Origin of the sequence: Rhizobium sp. R711, from assembly GCF_002211365.1 — a bacterium.
In the GTDB taxonomy this organism is placed as follows: Bacteria; Pseudomonadota; Alphaproteobacteria; order Rhizobiales; family Rhizobiaceae; genus Rhizobium.
Window position 1 is genome coordinate 245,884 of sequence record NZ_LOKZ01000034.1, and the last position, 17,840, is coordinate 263,723.

At 58.9% G+C, this 17,840-nt stretch carries 18 protein-coding genes, 1 pseudogene and 1 riboswitch; of the genes and pseudogenes, 9 read left to right on the forward strand and 10 right to left on the reverse strand.

Annotated features, from left to right (window positions below; translation table 11 throughout):
* Positions 1 to 9 precede the first annotated feature (9 nt).
* Both cobW and cobU read right to left on the reverse strand, forming a co-directional pair.
* Complete coding sequence (gene cobW / locus ATY80_RS21855; protein WP_088694479.1) at positions 10 to 1,059, reverse strand: cobalamin biosynthesis protein CobW; 1,050 nt, start codon at positions 1,057 to 1,059, stop codon at positions 10 to 12.
* 5 nt (positions 1,060 to 1,064) lie between these two features.
* Positions 1,065 to 1,589: a bifunctional adenosylcobinamide kinase/adenosylcobinamide-phosphate guanylyltransferase gene (cobU, locus tag ATY80_RS21860; RefSeq protein ID WP_088694480.1), complete on the reverse strand. Its 525-nt coding sequence runs from the start codon at positions 1,587 to 1,589 to the stop codon at positions 1,065 to 1,067.
* Between the two features lie 128 nt (positions 1,590 to 1,717).
* Positions 1,718 to 2,115, reverse strand: a riboswitch (cobalamin riboswitch).
* 243 nt (positions 2,116 to 2,358) lie between these two features.
* On the opposite strand from cobU, the gene ATY80_RS21865 reads away from it, so the two are divergent.
* Positions 2,359 to 4,149, forward strand: coding sequence for a chloride channel protein (locus ATY80_RS21865; RefSeq protein WP_088694400.1), 1,791 nt, complete (start codon positions 2,359 to 2,361; stop codon positions 4,147 to 4,149).
* Here ATY80_RS21865 and ATY80_RS21870 read toward each other — a convergent pair.
* Positions 4,146 to 5,600 carry a cobyric acid synthase gene (locus ATY80_RS21870; protein WP_088694401.1) on the reverse strand — a complete coding sequence of 485 codons (1,455 nt, stop codon included), beginning with the start codon at positions 5,598 to 5,600 and terminating at the stop codon, positions 4,146 to 4,148. The two genes, ATY80_RS21865 and ATY80_RS21870, sit on opposite strands and share 4 nt — an antisense overlap.
* Positions 5,601 to 6,161: 561 nt before the next feature.
* On the opposite strand from ATY80_RS21870, the gene ATY80_RS21875 reads away from it, so the two are divergent.
* On the forward strand, positions 6,162 to 7,160 hold the full coding sequence (locus ATY80_RS21875) for a glycine betaine ABC transporter substrate-binding protein (protein ID WP_088694402.1): 999 nt from the start codon (positions 6,162 to 6,164) through the stop codon (positions 7,158 to 7,160).
* Between the two features lie 144 nt (positions 7,161 to 7,304).
* Positions 7,305 to 7,652, forward strand: coding sequence for a hypothetical protein (locus ATY80_RS21880; protein WP_088694403.1), 348 nt, complete (start codon positions 7,305 to 7,307; stop codon positions 7,650 to 7,652).
* A gap of 7 nt (positions 7,653 to 7,659) precedes the next feature.
* Here the strand turns inward: ATY80_RS21880 and ATY80_RS21885 are convergent, their stop codons facing one another.
* Entirely contained in the window at positions 7,660 to 7,815 is a 156-nt protein-coding gene (locus ATY80_RS21885) for an entericidin A/B family lipoprotein (RefSeq protein WP_088694404.1), read from the reverse strand.
* A 92-nt stretch (positions 7,816 to 7,907) separates the two neighbouring features.
* On the reverse strand, positions 7,908 to 8,849 hold the full coding sequence (locus tag ATY80_RS21890; protein ID WP_189637232.1) for a LysR family transcriptional regulator: 942 nt from the start codon (positions 8,847 to 8,849) through the stop codon (positions 7,908 to 7,910).
* A gap of 72 nt (positions 8,850 to 8,921) precedes the next feature.
* Here ATY80_RS21890 and ATY80_RS29080 point away from each other — a divergent pair, with 72 nt between their 5' ends.
* The 6 genes from ATY80_RS29080 (at position 8,922) to ATY80_RS21915 (ending at position 13,685) form a co-directional block, all read left to right on the forward strand.
* Positions 8,922 to 9,083, forward strand: coding sequence for a hypothetical protein (locus ATY80_RS29080; RefSeq protein WP_007788387.1), 162 nt, complete (start codon positions 8,922 to 8,924; stop codon positions 9,081 to 9,083).
* An 85-nt stretch (positions 9,084 to 9,168) separates the two neighbouring features.
* A complete protein-coding gene (locus ATY80_RS21895) occupies positions 9,169 to 9,981 on the forward strand; it encodes a class I SAM-dependent methyltransferase (RefSeq protein ID WP_088694405.1) in 813 nt (270 codons plus the stop codon).
* Positions 9,982 to 10,319: 338 nt separating this feature from the next.
* Positions 10,320 to 10,547, forward strand: coding sequence for a hypothetical protein (locus ATY80_RS21900; RefSeq protein ID WP_088694406.1), 228 nt, complete (start codon positions 10,320 to 10,322; stop codon positions 10,545 to 10,547).
* A 176-nt stretch (positions 10,548 to 10,723) separates the two neighbouring features.
* Positions 10,724 to 11,878: a glycosyltransferase gene (locus ATY80_RS21905; protein WP_088694407.1), complete on the forward strand. Its 1,155-nt coding sequence runs from the start codon at positions 10,724 to 10,726 to the stop codon at positions 11,876 to 11,878.
* 291 nt (positions 11,879 to 12,169) lie between these two features.
* Positions 12,170 to 12,367, forward strand: coding sequence for a hypothetical protein (locus ATY80_RS21910; RefSeq protein WP_088694408.1), 198 nt, complete (start codon positions 12,170 to 12,172; stop codon positions 12,365 to 12,367).
* A gap of 298 nt (positions 12,368 to 12,665) precedes the next feature.
* The gene (locus ATY80_RS21915; RefSeq protein ID WP_088694409.1) at positions 12,666 to 13,685 is read left to right on the forward strand and encodes a GlxA family transcriptional regulator; all 1,020 of its coding nucleotides are present in this window, start codon (positions 12,666 to 12,668) and stop codon (positions 13,683 to 13,685) included.
* A gap of 17 nt (positions 13,686 to 13,702) precedes the next feature.
* Here ATY80_RS21915 and ATY80_RS21920 read toward each other — a convergent pair whose 3' ends face one another.
* The 5 genes and pseudogenes from ATY80_RS21920 to ATY80_RS21935 form a co-directional block, all read right to left on the reverse strand.
* The gene (locus ATY80_RS21920) at positions 13,703 to 15,034 is read right to left on the reverse strand and encodes a diguanylate cyclase (protein ID WP_088694410.1); all 1,332 of its coding nucleotides are present in this window, start codon (positions 15,032 to 15,034) and stop codon (positions 13,703 to 13,705) included.
* A 184-nt stretch (positions 15,035 to 15,218) separates the two neighbouring features.
* On the reverse strand, positions 15,219 to 16,049 hold the full coding sequence (locus ATY80_RS21925) for a response regulator (RefSeq protein ID WP_088694411.1): 831 nt from the start codon (positions 16,047 to 16,049) through the stop codon (positions 15,219 to 15,221).
* 146 nt (positions 16,050 to 16,195) lie between these two features.
* Positions 16,196 to 16,321 carry a hypothetical protein gene (locus tag ATY80_RS30055; protein WP_280950700.1) on the reverse strand — a complete coding sequence of 42 codons (126 nt, stop codon included), beginning with the start codon at positions 16,319 to 16,321 and terminating at the stop codon, positions 16,196 to 16,198.
* Positions 16,297 to 17,401: pseudogene (locus ATY80_RS21930) on the reverse strand (FAD-binding oxidoreductase); the annotation flags it as partial. The pseudogene ATY80_RS21930 and the gene ATY80_RS30055, both read right to left, overlap by 25 nt.
* 55 nt (positions 17,402 to 17,456) lie before the next feature.
* On the reverse strand, positions 17,457 to 17,720 hold the full coding sequence (locus ATY80_RS21935; protein ID WP_088694412.1) for a hypothetical protein: 264 nt from the start codon (positions 17,718 to 17,720) through the stop codon (positions 17,457 to 17,459).
* Positions 17,721 to 17,840 lie beyond the last annotated feature (120 nt).

Below are 17,840 nucleotides of genomic sequence, written 5' to 3' on the forward strand. Positions count from 1 at the left end.
CGGTCTGCCTTATGCCAGCGTTTCGATCGCCTTGCGCACCGCCGCTTCGTCCATCTCGTGCAGGCCGATGACGACGAGGCGGGTGCCGCGCGCTTCACCGGACGCCCAGGCGCGATCGAAATAGTGGTCGATGCGGCTTCCGACCGCCTGCAGTTGCAGACGCATCGGCTTGCCGGGAACGTCGACGAAGCCCTTGAGCCGCAGCACGTCATGCTCGCCGATGATGCCCTTCAGCGCATCCACGAAGGCCGCAGGGTCGGCAACCGGGCCAAGCTCGACCACGAAGCTGTCGAACTCGTCATGGTCATGCTGCACGCCGTCCTCATGTTCGAGCTCGTGGTGGGACTTGCGATTGACTACATCGTCTTCCGTTCCGACACCGAGCCCGAGCAGCACGCTCGCCGGGACCTCGCCGTTGCGCGCCTCGATCATCACGGGCTTGCGGGCGATGCGCGAAGCGACCTCGTCCCGCACACGGCCAAGGCCGGCGGTGTCGAGAAGGTCGGTCTTGTTGAGCACGATCAGATCGGCGCAGGTCAACTGGTCCTCGAAAAGCTCCTCGATCGGGCTCTCATGGTCGAGCGACTCGTCTTCCACGCGGCGGGCCTCGACGGCATCGTGATCGTCGGCAAACCGGCCAGCGGCGACCGCGGCGCTGTCAACGACGGTAACGACGCCATCGACAGTGACCTGCGTGCGAATGTCCGGCCAGTTGAAGGCCGCAACGAGCGGCTGCGGCAGCGCGAGGCCGGATGTCTCGATGACGATATGGTCGGGGCGCTGCTTGCGCTCCAAAAGCTTCGTCATCGTCGGGATGAAGTCGTCGGCGACCGTGCAGCAGATGCAGCCGTTGGTGAGCTCGATGATGTCGTCCTCGGTGCAATTCTCGGCGCCGCAGCCCTTCAGCACCTCGCCGTCGACGCCGAGATCGCCGAACTCGTTGATGATGAGCGCGATCTTCTTGCCGTTGGTATTGGAGAGCAGATTGCGGATCATCGTCGTCTTGCCGGCGCCGAGGAAGCCGGTGATCACGGTCGCCGGGATTTTCTGCTGGTTCATGAAATTCAACCCTTCATCTTCAGCGGCAGTCCGGCCGCGATAAAATACACATCCGCGGCCTGAGCCGCGATCATTTGATGCAAGCGGCCGGCATGATCCCGGAACTCCCGCGCCATGCGGTTTTCTGGAACGATGCCGAGGCCGACCTCATTGGAAACGATGACAAGGCGCGCACGCGCCGTCGGCAGATACGCGGCAAGCGAGGCAAACTCGGCCTCCGTGTCGCGCTCCTCCATCATCAGGTTGGTGACCCAAAGCGTCAGGCAATCAACAAGGATCGCTCGTCCCTCGCCATCGATCGCCCGCACGCAGCCGACCAGATCAAGAGGCTCTTCGTGGGTCTGCCAGAGATCGCCGCGATCCGCCTTGTGCTTGTCGATCCGGGCGCGCATCTCGTCGTCCCAGGCGCGACCCGTTGCCACGTAATGGCGCTCCAAGCCGCTCGAGACGACTACTTGCTCGGCAAAGCGTGACTTTCCCGAGCGCGCGCCGCCCAGGACAAACGTCGCGCCGGATGATAGAGGGATCATCGTAGATGCTGTCCGATCTGCGGAAGCGATCCGCAAGAAACCGGAACGGCTGCAGAGCGCAGCCGGCAAATCTGTCTTTCAGCCATGACAACCTCCGTGCTGGCAGCGGGCATCGCCCAGGAATGGGCTTCTCGCCCGGCACGGTTGGCAGGTCTCCTGGCTCGCGGGTTTTGGCCGCGACCGGGGCAGACCGGAAACCGGTCGCCCCAGATCGTGCCAGCGGGTCTTCCTCGCCTTCCCGGCTGCATTTCATGAAAAGGCGGACGATTCGTAGACGTAAGAGGCGTCCTGCCCCGGTTGATCATGATGCACTGCCAGTGACTTTTCCGTCGCCACTTTCGCGCCACCCGCCTGCACCATCGCAGACTGTCAGTGACACGAAACCAACGTCGGACGGAAAACCCTGACCGCTCTACAGTCGCGGGGTCGGCTATGATAGCGGTGCCCTGATTGGGTCCACCGCTTCACATTCCCTTTTCATCCGCACCGATTCAACCGGTCCGGAACCATCCGTTATGAATTCATCGTTAGGCAAGGCCACTGGCGAAGTCAATCAAGCCGTCGCTGAGCGGAATGCCAATGCATGCCTAAAACCGCACCAAGACGACCTTCTCTACCAAATTTATCGTCTTTTATCAGTAGTTTACGTCACAAATAATTATTGCCGGCGCCGGGCTTTTGCCGCAATTGCGTCGCAAGCGGGTGGCGCCATTGGCTTGCCCTTCCCTCACCGCACTTGATCGCGCCTATACCTGCCTATTTTCCTGTCATGCTCCTAAAAACCAATATCCGCCGTTTCGGTCCGTTTCATACCCTTCTCGATATCGGGCGGATGCGCGCTCTGCTGCGGCGCAGCGAGATGGGGATGGTCATCGCCGGCGCGATGGTCGGGGTAATCTCCGGCCTGGCCGTGACAGGCATGAGCCTCGTTTCCCGCGAAATGCACAGCCTCATCTTCGGAATCAGCGACGTCGACAGGTTGAGTTCGTCGCAGATCGACAACAAGCTCGTGTTGCTGACCGCACCCGTTTGCGGCGGCTTGCTGCTCGGGCTCTTGCTGTTTGTGCTTGCCAAGACCCGCAAGAAGCCAATGGTGGACCCGATCGAGGCAAACGCGCTGCATGGCGGTCGGCTATCTCTCACCGATAGTATTCTGGTCGCGGTCCAGAATCTCATTTCGAACGGCTTCGGTGCGTCGGTCGGCCTGGAAGCCGGCTACACGCAGTTGGCGGCAGGGCTGGCCTCTAAACTTGGCCTCAAGCTGCAACTTCGCCGCTCGGACCTACGTGTTCTCGTCGGATGCGGTGCGGCGGGAGCCATTGCAGCCGCTTTCCACGCACCGCTGACGGGCGCCTTCTATGCATTCGAACTCATCATTGGCTCCTACACCATCGTTTCGCTGACGCCGGTCGTCGTTTCCGCACTGGTCTCGACGCAGATTGCGCGTCTGCTCGCCGGCAGCGATTTCCTGATCGACGTCGGCAGCTTCGGTACAGTCATGCCAGCCGACTATGTACCGGCCCTCCTCCTCGGCGCGTTTTGCGCGGGCATCGGGATCATGATCATGCAGGGCGTCGCCTGGATCGAGGAATTGGCTCGCAGGAGTTCCATCACAACGCCGCTGCGTCCTGCCCTTGGCGGCATCGTCGTCGGTCTGCTCGCGCTGATCACGCCGCAGGTGCTGTCAGCCGGCCACGGCGCGCTACACCTCAATCTCGGACGCGATATCGCCATCCCGGCACTTGTGGGTCTCTTCCTCCTGAAGGCCTTCGCCTCCGCTATCTCAATCGGCTCCGGCTTCAGAGGCGGCCTGTTCTTCGCGTCCCTGTTCATGGGGGCGTTGGTGGGGAAACTCTTCGCCTATTCCGCACCCTACTTCGCTCACGCCACGCTGACACCCGTCATCTACGCCGTCGTCGGTATGAGCTCGCTTGCGGTCGCCGTTATCGGCGGGCCACTGACGATGACCTTTCTCGCGCTCGAAATTACCGGCGACTTTCCAATTACCGCGCTGGTGCTGGCGGCAGTCATCACGTCCTCGCTCGTCGTGCGCAGCACCTTCGGCTACTCCTTCGCAACATGGCGCTTCCACCTGCGCGGCGAGAGCATTCGCAGCGCTCACGATGTCGGCTGGATCCGCAACTTGACTGTCGACCGCCTGATGCGCGCCGATGTTAAGACGGCCAACGCCGCCCTCACCATCGACGAATTCAAGGAACGCTTCCCCATCGGTTCGGCACAGCGCGTGGTCCTGGTCGATGATACAGGCAAATACAGCGGCCTCGTTCTCGTCCCGGACATTTACGCAAACCTGACCGACACCGACGAAACCGGCAAGGATCTCAGCGAATTCATCCGCTACAAGAACGATTTCCTGCAGCCGCAAATGAACGCCAAGCAGGCAGCCGCCATCTTCGACAAGACCGAAAGCGAAGCCCTCGCCGTCGTCAACAATCTGATTGAGCGCAAGGTCGTCGGGCAGCTGAGCGAGGCACATACGTTGCGCCGCTACAGCGAAGAGCTCGATCGCCGCCGCCGTGAAATATCCGGCGAGATCTAGCCAAAGAGCTCGTCAAGCCAGCGTCGGTCAAGACATGCTTCCAGCTCGGCTGCGACGTCGTCCAGAGCCTTCTCGACGCTGGCACGATAATCACTCGTCTCGCCGGAAAGGCCGAAACTCCGGAGCAAACGAGATCGATAGAAGTCGCTCGCGAAAAGCCCATGCAGATAGGTTCCGACAATTCGACCGTCTGCAGATACCGCACCATCCGGCTTTCCATCAACGATTGCGAACGGCCGGCCACAATCTTCTCCGGCCGTGATGCCAAGGTGGATCTGATAGCCGGAAAGCGGGGAACCGTCCTCCACCGCTGTCGCAACACTGTTGCGGACGGTCTTTTGAGGCGCCATCTCCGTCTCCACGTCAAGCAACCCGAGACCCGCCACCTCCGTCGCATGCCCCTCAATACCCAGGGGATCATGCACCTTCCACCCGAGCATCTGATAGCCGCCGCAAATACCGATAACCCGCCCGCCGCGCTTCACATGGGCCAGGAGATCGGCATCCCAGCCCTGCGCACGCATATCCGCAAGGTCAGATATCGTTGATTTCGAGCCCGGCAGCACGACCAGTTGCGCATCCCCGGGCAGCCGCTCGCCCGCACGGACGAAAACCAACTCGACATCCGGCTCGGCTCTTAGCGGATCGAAGTCGTCGAAATTTGCGATCCGGGAAAAGACCGGCACGGCAATCTTGAGTGCGCCGCTGCCACCGCTTGCCAGCCTCTCCAATGCCACCGAGTCCTCGGCCGGCAATCGCGATGCGTGCTTGAGCCATGGCACAACGCCAAAGCACGGCCAGCCCGTGAAGCGGCGCACCGCGTCGATGCCCGTATCGAACAGCGAAACGTCACCGCGAAACTTGTTGATGATGTAGCCGGATATCATTGCCCGGTCTTCAGCGGAGAGGATCGTGTGGGTGCCGACCAGCGACGCGATCACGCCACCGCGATCGATGTCGCCAACGAGGACCACAGGCACGCCGGCGCGTGTCGCAAACCCCATATTGGCGATATCGCCGGCCCTGAGATTGATCTCGGCAGGCGAGCCAGCACCTTCCACGATCACAAGATCCGCTCCGACCGAAACCTGGGAAAAGCTCTGCATGACGTAATCGAGCAGTGCCGGTTTGAGCTTCTGATAGTCTCGTCCCCTAGCCTGCCCCCAGACCTTCCCTTGAACGATGATCTGGCTGCCGAATTCGGTCTGCGGCTTGAGCAGCACCGGGTTCATGTGCACCGAGGACGGCACCCGCGCGGCGAGCGATTGCAACCACTGCGCGCGACCGATCTCGCCGCCGTCGTCAGCCACGGCAGCATTGTTGGACATGTTCTGGGGCTTGAAAGGACGAACCGAGAGGCCACGATTGGCAGCAAGCCGACAAAGACCCGCAACAAGAACGGTCTTGCCGACATCGGAGCCGGTCCCTTGCAGCATGATGGCCTTGGTCATTGTCGTGGAACTCCGGAGAACTCGACCCGCCCTACAACGGCGTCTCTGCTGCGGTCAATCTCAGGCGCTGAAAATGCGAAGGCCGCGTCAACCGTTCGGTTGCGCGGCCTGCCGAAATACGCTGGCGCGTTCGCCCATACACGGCGAAGCTCACGTTCTCCGGGACGCACTACCTGATCCGGAGAAGCAGCGGTGTCCCCCGCTACGCAACAACAGATAGCGCCACATTGTTACCGGAAGGTTAGCAGCCCCTTAAGCAAAGATGAATTTCGGCATCTTCTGACTTTTCTCGACGATCAGGGCGGCGCTGGCTGCTTTGCCGGCGCGATCTTACGGCGCAGGCGGTAACCTTTTGGCGAGACTGGCATTAACGATTTCAAATCATACGCTTAGACTCCGTACCTCAAGCGCAGAAGACAATTGATTTCCGCAACCGAACGCGTAGGCTGCGCATCAAGGTGCCAAGACGAGCGCCACAGCGATAGCCAGGACAAACAGCACAAGGGGTTTCCGCAAGCGGAACTCCTAGGTTGTGGCCGCGGCAGCAAAAGGGAACGCAAGATGAGATCTCTCTGCACTTCAATCCTGCTCACCCTCGGAATTTATGCAGCGGCCGCATCCGCGCAGGCTGCGGACTGCGGTAACGTCACCATCGCTGAGATGAAGTGGGCTTCGGCCGGCATTGCAGCTAACTTCGATAAGTTCATTCTCGAGAAGGGGTACGGCTGCTCGGTCAAAATCGTCCCCGGCGACACGATGCCGACGTTCCTCTCGATGAACGGAAAAGGTGAGCCGGATATTGCTTCGGAGTTCTGGATCAATTCAGTGCGCACCGAACTCGACAGCGCGGTCAGGGAGGGCAAGCTGATCCAGGCGGCCGAAATCCTCTCAGAGGGTGCTGTCGAGGGCTGGTGGATACCGAAATTTATCGCCGATGCCAATCCAGATATCCGCAGCGTAGAGGACGCGCTCAGGCATCCCGAGCTCTTCCCGGCACCAGGCAATTCATCGCAGGGCGCGGTCTATAGTTGTCCCGTCGGGTGGAGCTGCCAGATTTCAACGGCAAATCTGTTCCGCGCGCTGGGAGCCGACAAGAATGGGTTTCAGCTTGTTGAGACGAGCAGCCCGCAAGAACTTGATGATTCCATCGCAACCGCGTTCCAGAAAAAGATCGGCTGGCTTGGCTACTACTGGGCCCCTACAGCCATTCTCGGCAAATACGACATGACCCTCCTCAGCTTCGGCGTCGGTCATAACAAGGCAGAATGGGACAAATGCACATCGGTCCCCGGTTGCGCCCGGCCGCAAGTCAATTCTTATCCCGTCTCGCGGGCCTACACGATCGTCACCAAGTCCTTCGCCGATCGGGCCGGACCGGCGATGGATTACCTGAAGGTCCGGTCATGGGACAACATGACGATCAACGAAGTGCTGGCCTGGCAAGACGAAAACCACAAGAGCAACGAGGAAGCCACGATTTACTTCCTGCAGAACTATGCCGCCCTGTGGACCAAATGGGTTCCGACCGATGTCGCTCAGAAGGTCAAGGCCGCGCTCTAGGGCGAGCAAGACGATCGCCCGCCGAACGATCGGTCGCGCATACGATGAGCACCTCTTCCCTGTGATGTTGCGGTTTTCCTATAAGCAGCGACTGCTTGCGCCCGAATCGCGCCAAACCGCTTGCCCCAGACAAGGAGAACAAAGATGACATCCGCTCCATTTCCCGACCGAGACACAATCGCTTCAAAGTTTGCGAGCCTTGGCGAGCAGGAAAAAGCCTACGTTGCCCTTTTGATGGAAAACGCGGCACAGGACGAAAACCTCATCGAGGGCCTGCACCGCCACCTGAACAACGCCGCAAGCGCGCCATTCCTGAACACGCTGAGACTCGAGAACCTTGGGAAATGGATTGGCGAGGCGGCACCGGCCCGACTGCAGATACGCCTAATGGAGGCTGCGAAATCAAGCCAGCATCCTGCCTATGCGGCGTTCCGGACCGGGCTTTCGCGTTCCGGCGGGCTGGAAAAGGCCTACCCGCCGGCAGCGATCTGACGTAGCTTTACCGGGTTGCAGCGCGACCGACCGAACGACCAGCATCCTGCGTCGCATTGACGGCATTTGCCGTGTCGCGACCGATGCCGCGGATCGTGTTTCCACACGAAGAGAGCACGAGCAGAATTGCGAGGGCGGAGCCGATCTTGGCCATTGTCATCATTGCGAAATCCTTCTTTTTCAATCGTCCAGGCGCGGCGACTCCCGCCACGCGCGTTAAACCCCGGAGGAAGAAAAGAGGTCCCCGCTATGTTGTCAAGCCGCAACGGCCTTTGCTTTTTCGGCAAAGGCAAAGCGGATGCTTTCGGCGACAGCCCGCATCGGGTTGTTCATCTGTGACGCGGTAAGCAGCCTGATGTCGAAGGAACCAAGCTCGGGCAATCCTTCCTGCAGGCCGAGAATCGTCATCTCATCGGTGACGTAGGAGCGCGGCAGCGGCGCGATTGCCAGGTCGGAGATCACGGCCGCTCGCTGTGCCATGGTATGGCCGCTGAGAAAAGCGACACGATAACCGCGCTTCATGCGCTCAAGTTGAGACAGCGCCTCGGAGCGCCAGATACAGCCATCCTCCCAGATCGAGATCGGTAGCGGATCACGACGATGCGCCGTACCGCACTTGGCGCCGGCCCATACCAGTCGCTCCCGAAATACAATCTCGCCGTCAGTCGGCAGCGGGCGCGTCGCGCAATTGATCAGCGCCAGATCCAGGCGCTGCTCCTCCATCCGCTTCTTGAGCCCGATGCTCATGTCGATCGTGACATCGACCATGATGCTCGGAAAACTCTCCGCGAAGCTTTTCAGGATGCTCGGTAGCAGTCGTTCGCCGATATCCTCCGGCGCACCCAGCCGCACCACGCCGCTGAGTTCGGGCATGATGAACCGCGAAACCGCCTCGTTGGACAAAGCGAGAATGTTGCGCGCGTAGGAAAGCAGCACCTCGCCGTGCTGGGTCAGGCTGACCGACCGCGCATCCCGCAGGAACAGCGTGGCACCAAGCTGTTCTTCGAGCTTCTTGATCTGCATGGAGACCGCCGATGGCGTCCGGTAGACCGCCTCGGCAGCGGTGGAAAAATTGCCGGTCTCTGCGATGGCAACGAAGGTGCGCAGCACGTCGTTATCAAGCAAAGGAATGGGACGGCGAAAGGGAATGCTCATCGTCACATCTTTCAATTTTTCTGAATTTGAATTCCATATCATTTTGTTTGATTGAAAGTCAACCCGGCAATACTCTTCCTTCCTAGCGGCTAATATTGATGAAAGGAGGCCGCGATGAACACGCTTAACGCTATCTTTGACATCTTCTACGCATTCAGATCGCGACAGATCTCCCGCCAGACACGCAATCGCACACGCGATCAGTTGGCGCGGCTGCCGAGACATCTCGCCGATGATCTCGATCTGCAAGCCTTGGGCATGACCGAGCCTCGCTGAGACGCGAGATCCCGTCAGCGGCTTCAAAGACATGGTGAAAGGCTCTAATATACGCTCCGCGGCGCGACTACGGAGCGTAACGACCATGGCGACGAACGACGCGTGTTTCCACGGCGATATCCCTTCAGCATATGATCGGTACATGGTGCCGATGTTGTTTGACCCTTATGCAGCTGATTTGGCGCAGCGCGTGGCGTCGATTCATCCGCACCGCGTTCTCGAGGTCGCAGCGGGTTCCGGCGCTCTGACGCGCGCGATGTCGTCAGCACTTCCGCACGCCGAAATCATCGCCACCGACTTGAACCAGGCCATGTTGGATGTCGCCGCATTGAGACATTCTGGGGGGCATGTCGTTTGGCGACAGGCTGACGCATCGAGCCTACCCTTTCCCGCGCAGACCTTTGACGCCATCGCAAGCCAGTTCGGCGTCATGTTCTTTCCCGATAAGGGTCGCGCCTACCGCGAAATCCTCCGCGTGCTGAAGCCGAAGGGCACGTTCTTTTTCAACACCTGGGACTCAGTCGAGAACAACGCCTTCGCAAAAGCGGTCAAAGCTTCGACGGATGCCCTGTTTCGGGATGATCCGCTGAGCTTCTTCCAGCGCACGCCGCATAGTTACTTTGACGCCGAGGCGATCCTATTGGAGTTGGAACAAGCCGGCTTCCAGTCGGTGACCTTCGCAAGGGTCGAAAAGACTGCCCGTGCGCCCTCGGCAAGGGACGCTGCGACAGGCTTCTGCAAGGGTAGTCCGCTCCGCGCGGAAATAGACGCCCGCCAGTCAAAGGTCGATGTCGTTGCTCGTGTGGCCGATACGCTAGAGCAGGTTTTCGGCAAGGGACCGATCGAGGGCGGAATGTCTGCATTTGTATTCACAGCCGAGGCCCCGCGCCAGACCTAGCAGCTCTGGGCGATCCGTTTCCATGGCACAGAAGCAACCTCGGTCATCAAATAGGGGGTCGACCGACTGCGTCGCCCATAAAGCCACCCAAAACGATTCTGACACTGTCGGAACATCCTGTGCGGAGCGACGTTCCCTTTATGCAACGCACCCTTTGTCGTTGCACTGACTGCGTTTCCCTCAACTGCAGTCACAGAGGCCCGGCGCTGTCCAAACCAGCACCGGGCTTTTCTCTCGCTCACCATTCACCCTCTAGATAATTCAGAGCCATCTAAAATACAGCTTGAAATCGCCGTCTCCGTAATGATGATGCTTGCCTTCAGCCAGGAGGGGTACCGATGTCACAATACCACGAGACGCGGCGGTTCAAATGCACCAGTGACGCTGGAAATGCCTGCGTCGTCATCGAACAGATCAGGATTGCTGATGAGGCAGTCGCCGGCCCACGGACAGATTACATGACCGTAGATGGCGACGTCGCCAATCGACTCGACAAGAAGCACTTTCTGATCCTGATGAAGGGCGAGATCGTCAAGATTCAGAGAGCTCTAAGGAAAAAGCACTGAGCGCGTTGCCCCCGCGGAGGCCGTACGCCGTGGCGGTGTTCCTGCCATCTCGGAATGGACGGAGATGTCGCCGGGCATACATATGTCATCAGCGCGTCATCTGACAGTGATGTCTTAACGCACCGAGCGCTGCGACTCGTTTTTCATTCCGGCGCTGTTCACCGCTGGAATGACTGATGCTGTATATCATTGCCGTCGCCGGTGCCCTGCTGGCAGCCAATACCCTCAGCCTTCTGATTGCGGGATGGCGGATTCGCTCCCGCCAAGACAGGACGCCAGGCGTCGCCACGCGTTCGCCTGTCTCGATCGTGATACCTCTTTGTGGAGTGGAACAATTCTCACGCGAGACACTCCAAAGCGCGCTTAGCCTGGATTGGCCCGACTACGAGGTCATCTTCTGCGTTGCCGACAGGGCCGATCCCATCATTGGTTTGGTCGAGCATGCCCTCAGAACAAAGCCGCTCGCAAAGGCGAAGCTCCTTGTCGGAGACGACCGCATCAGCGCAAATCCGAAACTCAACAACTGCGTCAAGGGTTGGAACGCGGCGTCGCATGAATGGGTCGTCCTTGCCGATTCCAACGTCATGATGCCGACGGACTATCTCACACGCTTGTTGGCCGGCTGGCGGCACGACAGCGGGCTTGTCTGCTCGACGCCACTTGGGTCCCGTCCCAACGGATTTTGGGCGGAGGTCGAATGTGCCTTCCTCAACACGCATCAAGCGCGTTGGCAATATGCCGGGGAGGCCCTTGGAGTTGGCTTCGCGCAAGGCAAGAGCATGCTATGGCGCAAGAAGATGCTCGACGCCCACGGCGGCATTCAGGCACTTGCCGCAGAAATCGCCGAAGACGCCGCCGCCACAAAGCTGGTGAACAGCATGGGCCTCAAGGTGCATCTCGTCGCCGGGCCTTTCGAGCAGCCCCTGGGGAGACGGACCTTCCGCGAGATCTGGGCAAGGCAATGCCGTTGGGCGCGGCTGCGACGCGTCACCTTCCCGCACTTCTTCGCACCGGAGATCCTGCTTGGTGTGGCGCCACCCTTGTTGCTATGCTTGGGTGCTGCCTTCGTGTCGGGAGCCAGCCTCTTCGCAACAGGGTTCACAGTTTTGTGCGCCGCCTACATGCCGGAGCTTATTCTTGCGGTTCGCAAGAATTGGCACCTATCCCCGCTGTCACTTGTCGCAATGGTTACGCGCGATGCCTTGCTTCCAATCATCTGGATGCGGAGCTGGTTGGCGGGAAGCTTTGATTGGCGCGGAAACAGGATGGTGATTGGATCGCAGGAGTCGCGCCTCGAAGCTGGAGTAGCTGGCCCGATCGCAGGCCCCTAGCAACGGCCGGCATTCGACGCCGCTCGTATGCCCTTGGGTGAGACCGCGCCGGCGGTATGGTTGCCATGTTCGGCGGCACAGTGCTGAAGTGTCCCCTATCCCGTGAAATCCTCCTATCTGCTTTATCGTCGCAATTGCGATGAGCGCCTCCGCTCGGTCTGTGCATGCCTGCCGTCATCATTCAAAAACACTGATGGTATCCATAAACTCTATTCGTTTGATTGATGGGAGCGAAACACCCATATTCTAACCATGAAACAAGCGTCATCCGACGAGGAAAGGAAAACGGACATGACGACGATTACCTTCAGCCATACCAAGACGCCCTCAAGCGAAGCCCATCTGCATCTTGCTGACTACGCCCGCAAGCTGGTTCATGCATGGCATCAGTGGCAGGTTGCCCGCGAAATCGAATCCATGCCTTTCGACATGCGCAAGGACATTGGCTGGCCGTCAGCGGATGACGCGGATGAACGCAAGGCTATGTAATGAACCCGACATTCCTCCCCGCGTGAAAGCGGCGCCGTGCCTTCGTGCAGCGCCGCTTTCTCCGTCTTTAGGGCCACCCAATTAAATCTTGAATTTCAGATACATGTATTCTGCAAAATCGCCTGTTTTTGAACTTTTGAAGACAACGATCATCATTTGATCATCGTCAATTTCAGCAATGTCGCAAATTTACTCTTTGCGGCCGCATTTATCCATGAGAATGTCGCTTTCAGGATATCGAAACGACGTATTCCAAGCAACGAATAGTGCATTCGCACCTCCAGCAGGGATTTGTCTCATGAACAAGATGTCGCATAAGCAACGGTCTCTCGTCTTCTTCATGGTCCCGCAGTTTACGATGCTGCCTTTCTCGGCGGCAATCGATACGCTGCGTATCGCCAATCGCATGCTTGGCTACCAAGCCTATACATGGCGGCTGACTTCGGTTGACGGGCAGAAGGTCTATTCTTCCTGCGGCATCGGCGTCGAGGCAAACACGTCGCTTTCCGACGAGCGCCGCAACCTCGGTGGCGAGCATCGCCCGAGCATGGTGCTGGTCTGTTCCGGCATTGATGTCGAGGACTTCAATAACAAGTCGGTCAGCGCCTGGTTGCGCGAATCCTACAATCGCGGCGTTGCCGTCGGCAGCCTCTGTACGGGCGCACATATCCTCGCGCAGGCGGGGCTTCTGAATGGCAAGCGCTGTGCGATCCACTGGGAAAACCTGCCTGGCTTTTCGGAAGCCTTTCCGCAGGCCGAGGTCTATGCCGATCTCTATGAGGTGGACAGCAATCTCTATACCTGTGCCGGCGGCACCGCGTCGCTCGATATGATGCTCAATCTGATCGGCCAGGATTTCGGTGAAACACTGGTGAACCGAGTCTGTGAGCAGCACCTGACCGATCGCGTACGCAGCCCGAACGACCGCCAGCGCCTGCCGCTGCGCGCGCGTCTCGGCGTCCAGAATGCCAAGGTTCTTTCCATCATCGAACTCATGGAAGGCAATCTCTCCGAACCACTGTCGCTTCTGGAAATCGCAGACGGCGTCGACCTGTCACGCCGGCAGATCGAACGGCTGTTTCGCCAGGAAATGGGGCGCTCGCCCGCCCGTTATTATCTGGAAATACGGCTTGATCGCGCCCGCCATCTGCTGGTGCAGTCTTCCATGCCGGTCGTCGAAGTGGCCGTTGCCTGCGGCTTCGTTTCGGCCTCGCACTTCTCCAAGTGTTATCGCGAACTCTATCATCGCTCGCCGCAGCAGGAGCGTGCAGAGCGCAAGATGACGATGGCAACAGCACGCCAGTCTATCGCTGCGTGATGTCAGCCCGGGGGCGGCTATTGGGCCGCCTCCTCCGTCATACGCGCGTCGGAATAGACCTGATTGCGCCCCTTGTGCTTTGCCATATAGAGAAACTGGTCAGCGGCGTTCAGATAGTTGTCGAAGGTTTCGTAGTCGGAAATTTCGGCAACGCCAATCGATACGGTAACGGAAAGCTCTTCGTCATCCGCCATAACCTTCAGACGTGAGATATCTGACCGTATCTCGTCACACAGCTTGCTCGCGGCAATCGAATCCATCATCGGGAACAGGATCGCAAACTCCTCCCCGCCAAGGCGCGAAAGCAGGTTGTCGCCCCCGTCGAAGATCGTCGCCAGCCGATCTGCAACCGCCTTCAGCACCTCATCGCCTATCTCATGCCCATAGGTGTCGTTCAGCCGCTTGAAATGATCGATGTCGAGCACCGCAACGGCGGCCGTGGCGTTCTGACGCAGGCAGTCATTCACCAGCTTCGGCCCGAGATCATAGAAATAGCGGCGATTGTAGAGCCCAGTCAGGTAGTCGCAGGCAGCAACTGCCCGGAGTTGCTTCATCTGTGTCAAGGTCTCGACGTTATTGGCGATCCGGCACTGCAATTCTTCGGCCACGAACGGCCTGTAGAGAAAATCGGATGCACCGGCCTTCAGGAAGCTTGCAGAGAGCATGCGATCGTTCGAAGACGAAACCCCGATGATCCGCAGCCTGTCCGAGCCGAAGCGTCGCCGTATCCGCCGCGTCAATTCGTAGCCGCTAATGTCGGGCATATGATGATCCGTGACGACAATCTCGATATCGTCGTAGGCCTCGAGCGCGGCGAAGGCTTCGGGCCCGGACGCAGCCTCGACAACCACGTATTGCTGCGCTTCGAGCAGCCTGACAAGAAAATGGCGCGCGGAATCAACATCGTCGACCACCAGAACCCGCGTTTTCCTGTTCGACAACACCCGTCTGACGCTGGCGACAACGTTGTCGAGCGCGAACTCATTGTCCTTCAGCACATAGTCGATAACATTGCGCTCCATGATGCGGTTGCGCGTATCGAGGTCGAAAGTGGCGGTGAAAACAATGGCCGGAATGCCAGCCTGTATGGTGCAGTCGAGCGCTTCGCCATAGGGCGCGTCGGGCAGATTGAGGTCGACAATCGCCATTGTGTAATCGTTCGGCGCCTGGGCGATCGTTTCTCTAAGGATTTTCAAGGAAGAGCACGGCTTGACGTTTAGCCCGAGTTCCGCATGAAGGCGGTGACAGAGAACGACGGAAAACATCCGGGAATCTTCAACCAAGAGTATCAATTGACCGCCAAAACGTGGTCCGGATCCATCCCGATGGAGATCCTCCTGGAAAGCCATTCACCCCTATCCCCCAGAAAGCCGCAGCGGTCCGAATCGACCATCTTCTCGACTTATGTGAAGATAACTCACAGAAACACGCGTGAGAAGATATCGGAACTTGGCAATACTTGAAATTGCATAAATCTCGATTTCTAGCGGGCGGGCGAGCCTCCGCCTAACATCGTCGGGCGGAGGCTGTGTGTCAGGCAACGGCCCGTTCCTTGCGCATCGACTGGATCTGCAGCAGGGTATCGAGGTTCTGGTTGACGCGGCAGTAGAACTCCTCATCGATGAACGGCCGTAGCATGAAGTCGTTGCCACCGGCCTTGAGGAAGCGCGCCGACAGCAGCCGGTTCGACGATGACGACACGCCGATAATGCGCAGCTCATGCGAACCGATGCTGGCGCGGATGCGCCGGGTCAGTTCGAAGCCATCGATATCGGGCATGTTGTAATCGGTGATCATCAAACCGATGTCGCGGTTGGCCTTGAGGATCTCGAGCGCCTTGGCACCGCTGTCGGCTGTGCTGACCCGGAAATTGTACCGCTTGAGGCGGCTCGACAACAGCGCGCGAGCCGTCGGGCTGTCATCGACGATCAGAACGTGATGACGATGGTTGGTCAGGAAGCGGCAGATCGACTCCGCAAGAAGGTCGACGGCGAAGACGTTGTCCTTGAGGATGTAGTCGACGATGTCTTTGGCCATGAGCTTGTCGCGCATGCCTTCCTGGAAGGTCCCGGTGAAGACGATGGTCGGGATGCTGAGATCGACCAGGTATTCCAGTGCCTCGCCGTTCTCGGCACCCGGCAGATTGATGTTGGAGATGGCCAGCGTAATCGGGTCGGTCGACTTGTCGTAGGACAGCTGCAGGTCTTCGAAAGACCGGCAGATTTCCACGTCAATATCGAACAGTTCCTTCAGCCGCTTGCCGATCATCGACGTGAATACGTTCGAATCCTCGGCCAGAATAACGCGCGCATCAGCAAACATGCCTCCGGAATATTGCATTCCCGAAATACCCAAAAATGCCATTTCGAAACCTTTTGATAAAACTCCTGTCCCCGGCTGAAATCGGTACAATACCTGATTTGAATAAGTATTAATCGGCCGCCTTCATTGACCAACAAAAAGGCGGCCACGAGGGCCGCCCTGACATTCTTCAAAACATGCTTAAGAGACTATGCGCGCAGCGCCGCGTTGTCTGGATCGAAGGGGCTCTCGCCAACGACCGTCGCGTTGTACGTCGTGCCGAGGATCTTGATCGCGGGGGTCGACACCCGGTCGGCTCGCCGTCTACGATCCATTCCGCCAACTGCCAACCGGCGCCGCCTGCTGCGGTGATACCGAAGGAGTGACCTTCGTTGAGCCAGAAATTCTTGAGGCCCGGCGCCGGGCCGACAATCGGGTTACCATCAGGCGTGTAGGCGATGGCACCGTTATATACCTTCTTGATGCCGACCTCGCCGAAGGCCGGGACGCAGGCAATGGCGGTCTCGATATGCGGCATCAGGCGATCAAGCTCTTCATGAAAGAGTTCGTATTCGCTCGTCCGATGGACCGTTGACATAACAGACCGGTGCGCCGTGCTCATAAGGCCCGAGAATGAGGCCGTCGTTTTCCTCGCGCATGTACCAGGCGCTGTCGGATTCGCGCAGCACGCCCATCTCTGGCAGACCCTTGGCCTTGCGCTCGAGGATGGCCGGATGCGGCTCGGTGACGATGTACTGGTGTTCGACCGGGATGACTGGAGTGTTGATCCCGACCATCTCACCGGTCTTGCGGGCAAAGTTGCCGGTACAGCTGATGATATGCTCGGCGGTGATTTCGCCCTTGTCTGTCGTCACCTTCCACAGACCGTCCGGCTGCTGTTCGATCGCTGTGACGGTGGTGTTGCGGTAGATCGTAGCGCCACGCTCGCGTGCACCCTTGGCAAGCGCCTATGTCAGATCAGCCGGCTGGATGTAGCCGTCATCGGGATGCTGGATCGCACCGAGCAGACCGTCGGTCTCGCAGAGCGGCCAGATTTCCTTGACCTGTTCGGGCGTCAGCACGTTCACCTTGACGCCGATCGTCTCGGCGATGCCGGCATAGTACATGTACTCGTCCCAGCGATCCTTGGTACGTGCCAGGCGGATGTTGGAGACCCGGCTGAAGCCGACATTCATGCCGGTTTCCTGCTGAAGCTCCTGATAGAAGCGAACCGAGTACTTGTGGATCTGACCAACCGAGTAGCTCATGTTGAACAGAGGCAGCAGACCAGCAGCATGCCACGTCGAACCGGAGGTCAGTTCCTTGCGTTCAATCAGGACGACATCGTCCCAGCCTTTCTTGGCAAGGTGATAGAGAAAGCTAGCCGCGACTGCATGCAAATAGGCAAGCCGCAAAAGGCCTTTGGCCGAAAATCCGTGGACAAAAATTGTGATCAGAGAGACCCGTCGTTCACTTTACGACGGCCGATCCGTTGACGATGTCGATCGTTTCGCCACCGTCGAGGCCGATCCGGTCACCGTCGGGTGCGGTGATAAAGCAGCCCGACCCGCAGAACGTCTCCGATGCGCCGGGATCGAGCACAAGCTGCATCTTGTTGCCGCCCTCAGTGAGGACGATCACGACGGCGGCGCTGTCGGTATTAGTGATGGAAGCTGCGTGAGTTTGGCCTGCGGCCGCGAGTGAAAGAAACAATACGACGGCAAATCTTGCCATAAAGTGTGGCGCGGATGAAGCGCCCTCCCTTGGAGCGTCTCGGCGCTGCTGCCCCCAGCAACGAAAACCCGATTGCAGACGTTATATGGCGACCGCTCTGAACGGCCGCTGAACAACGCC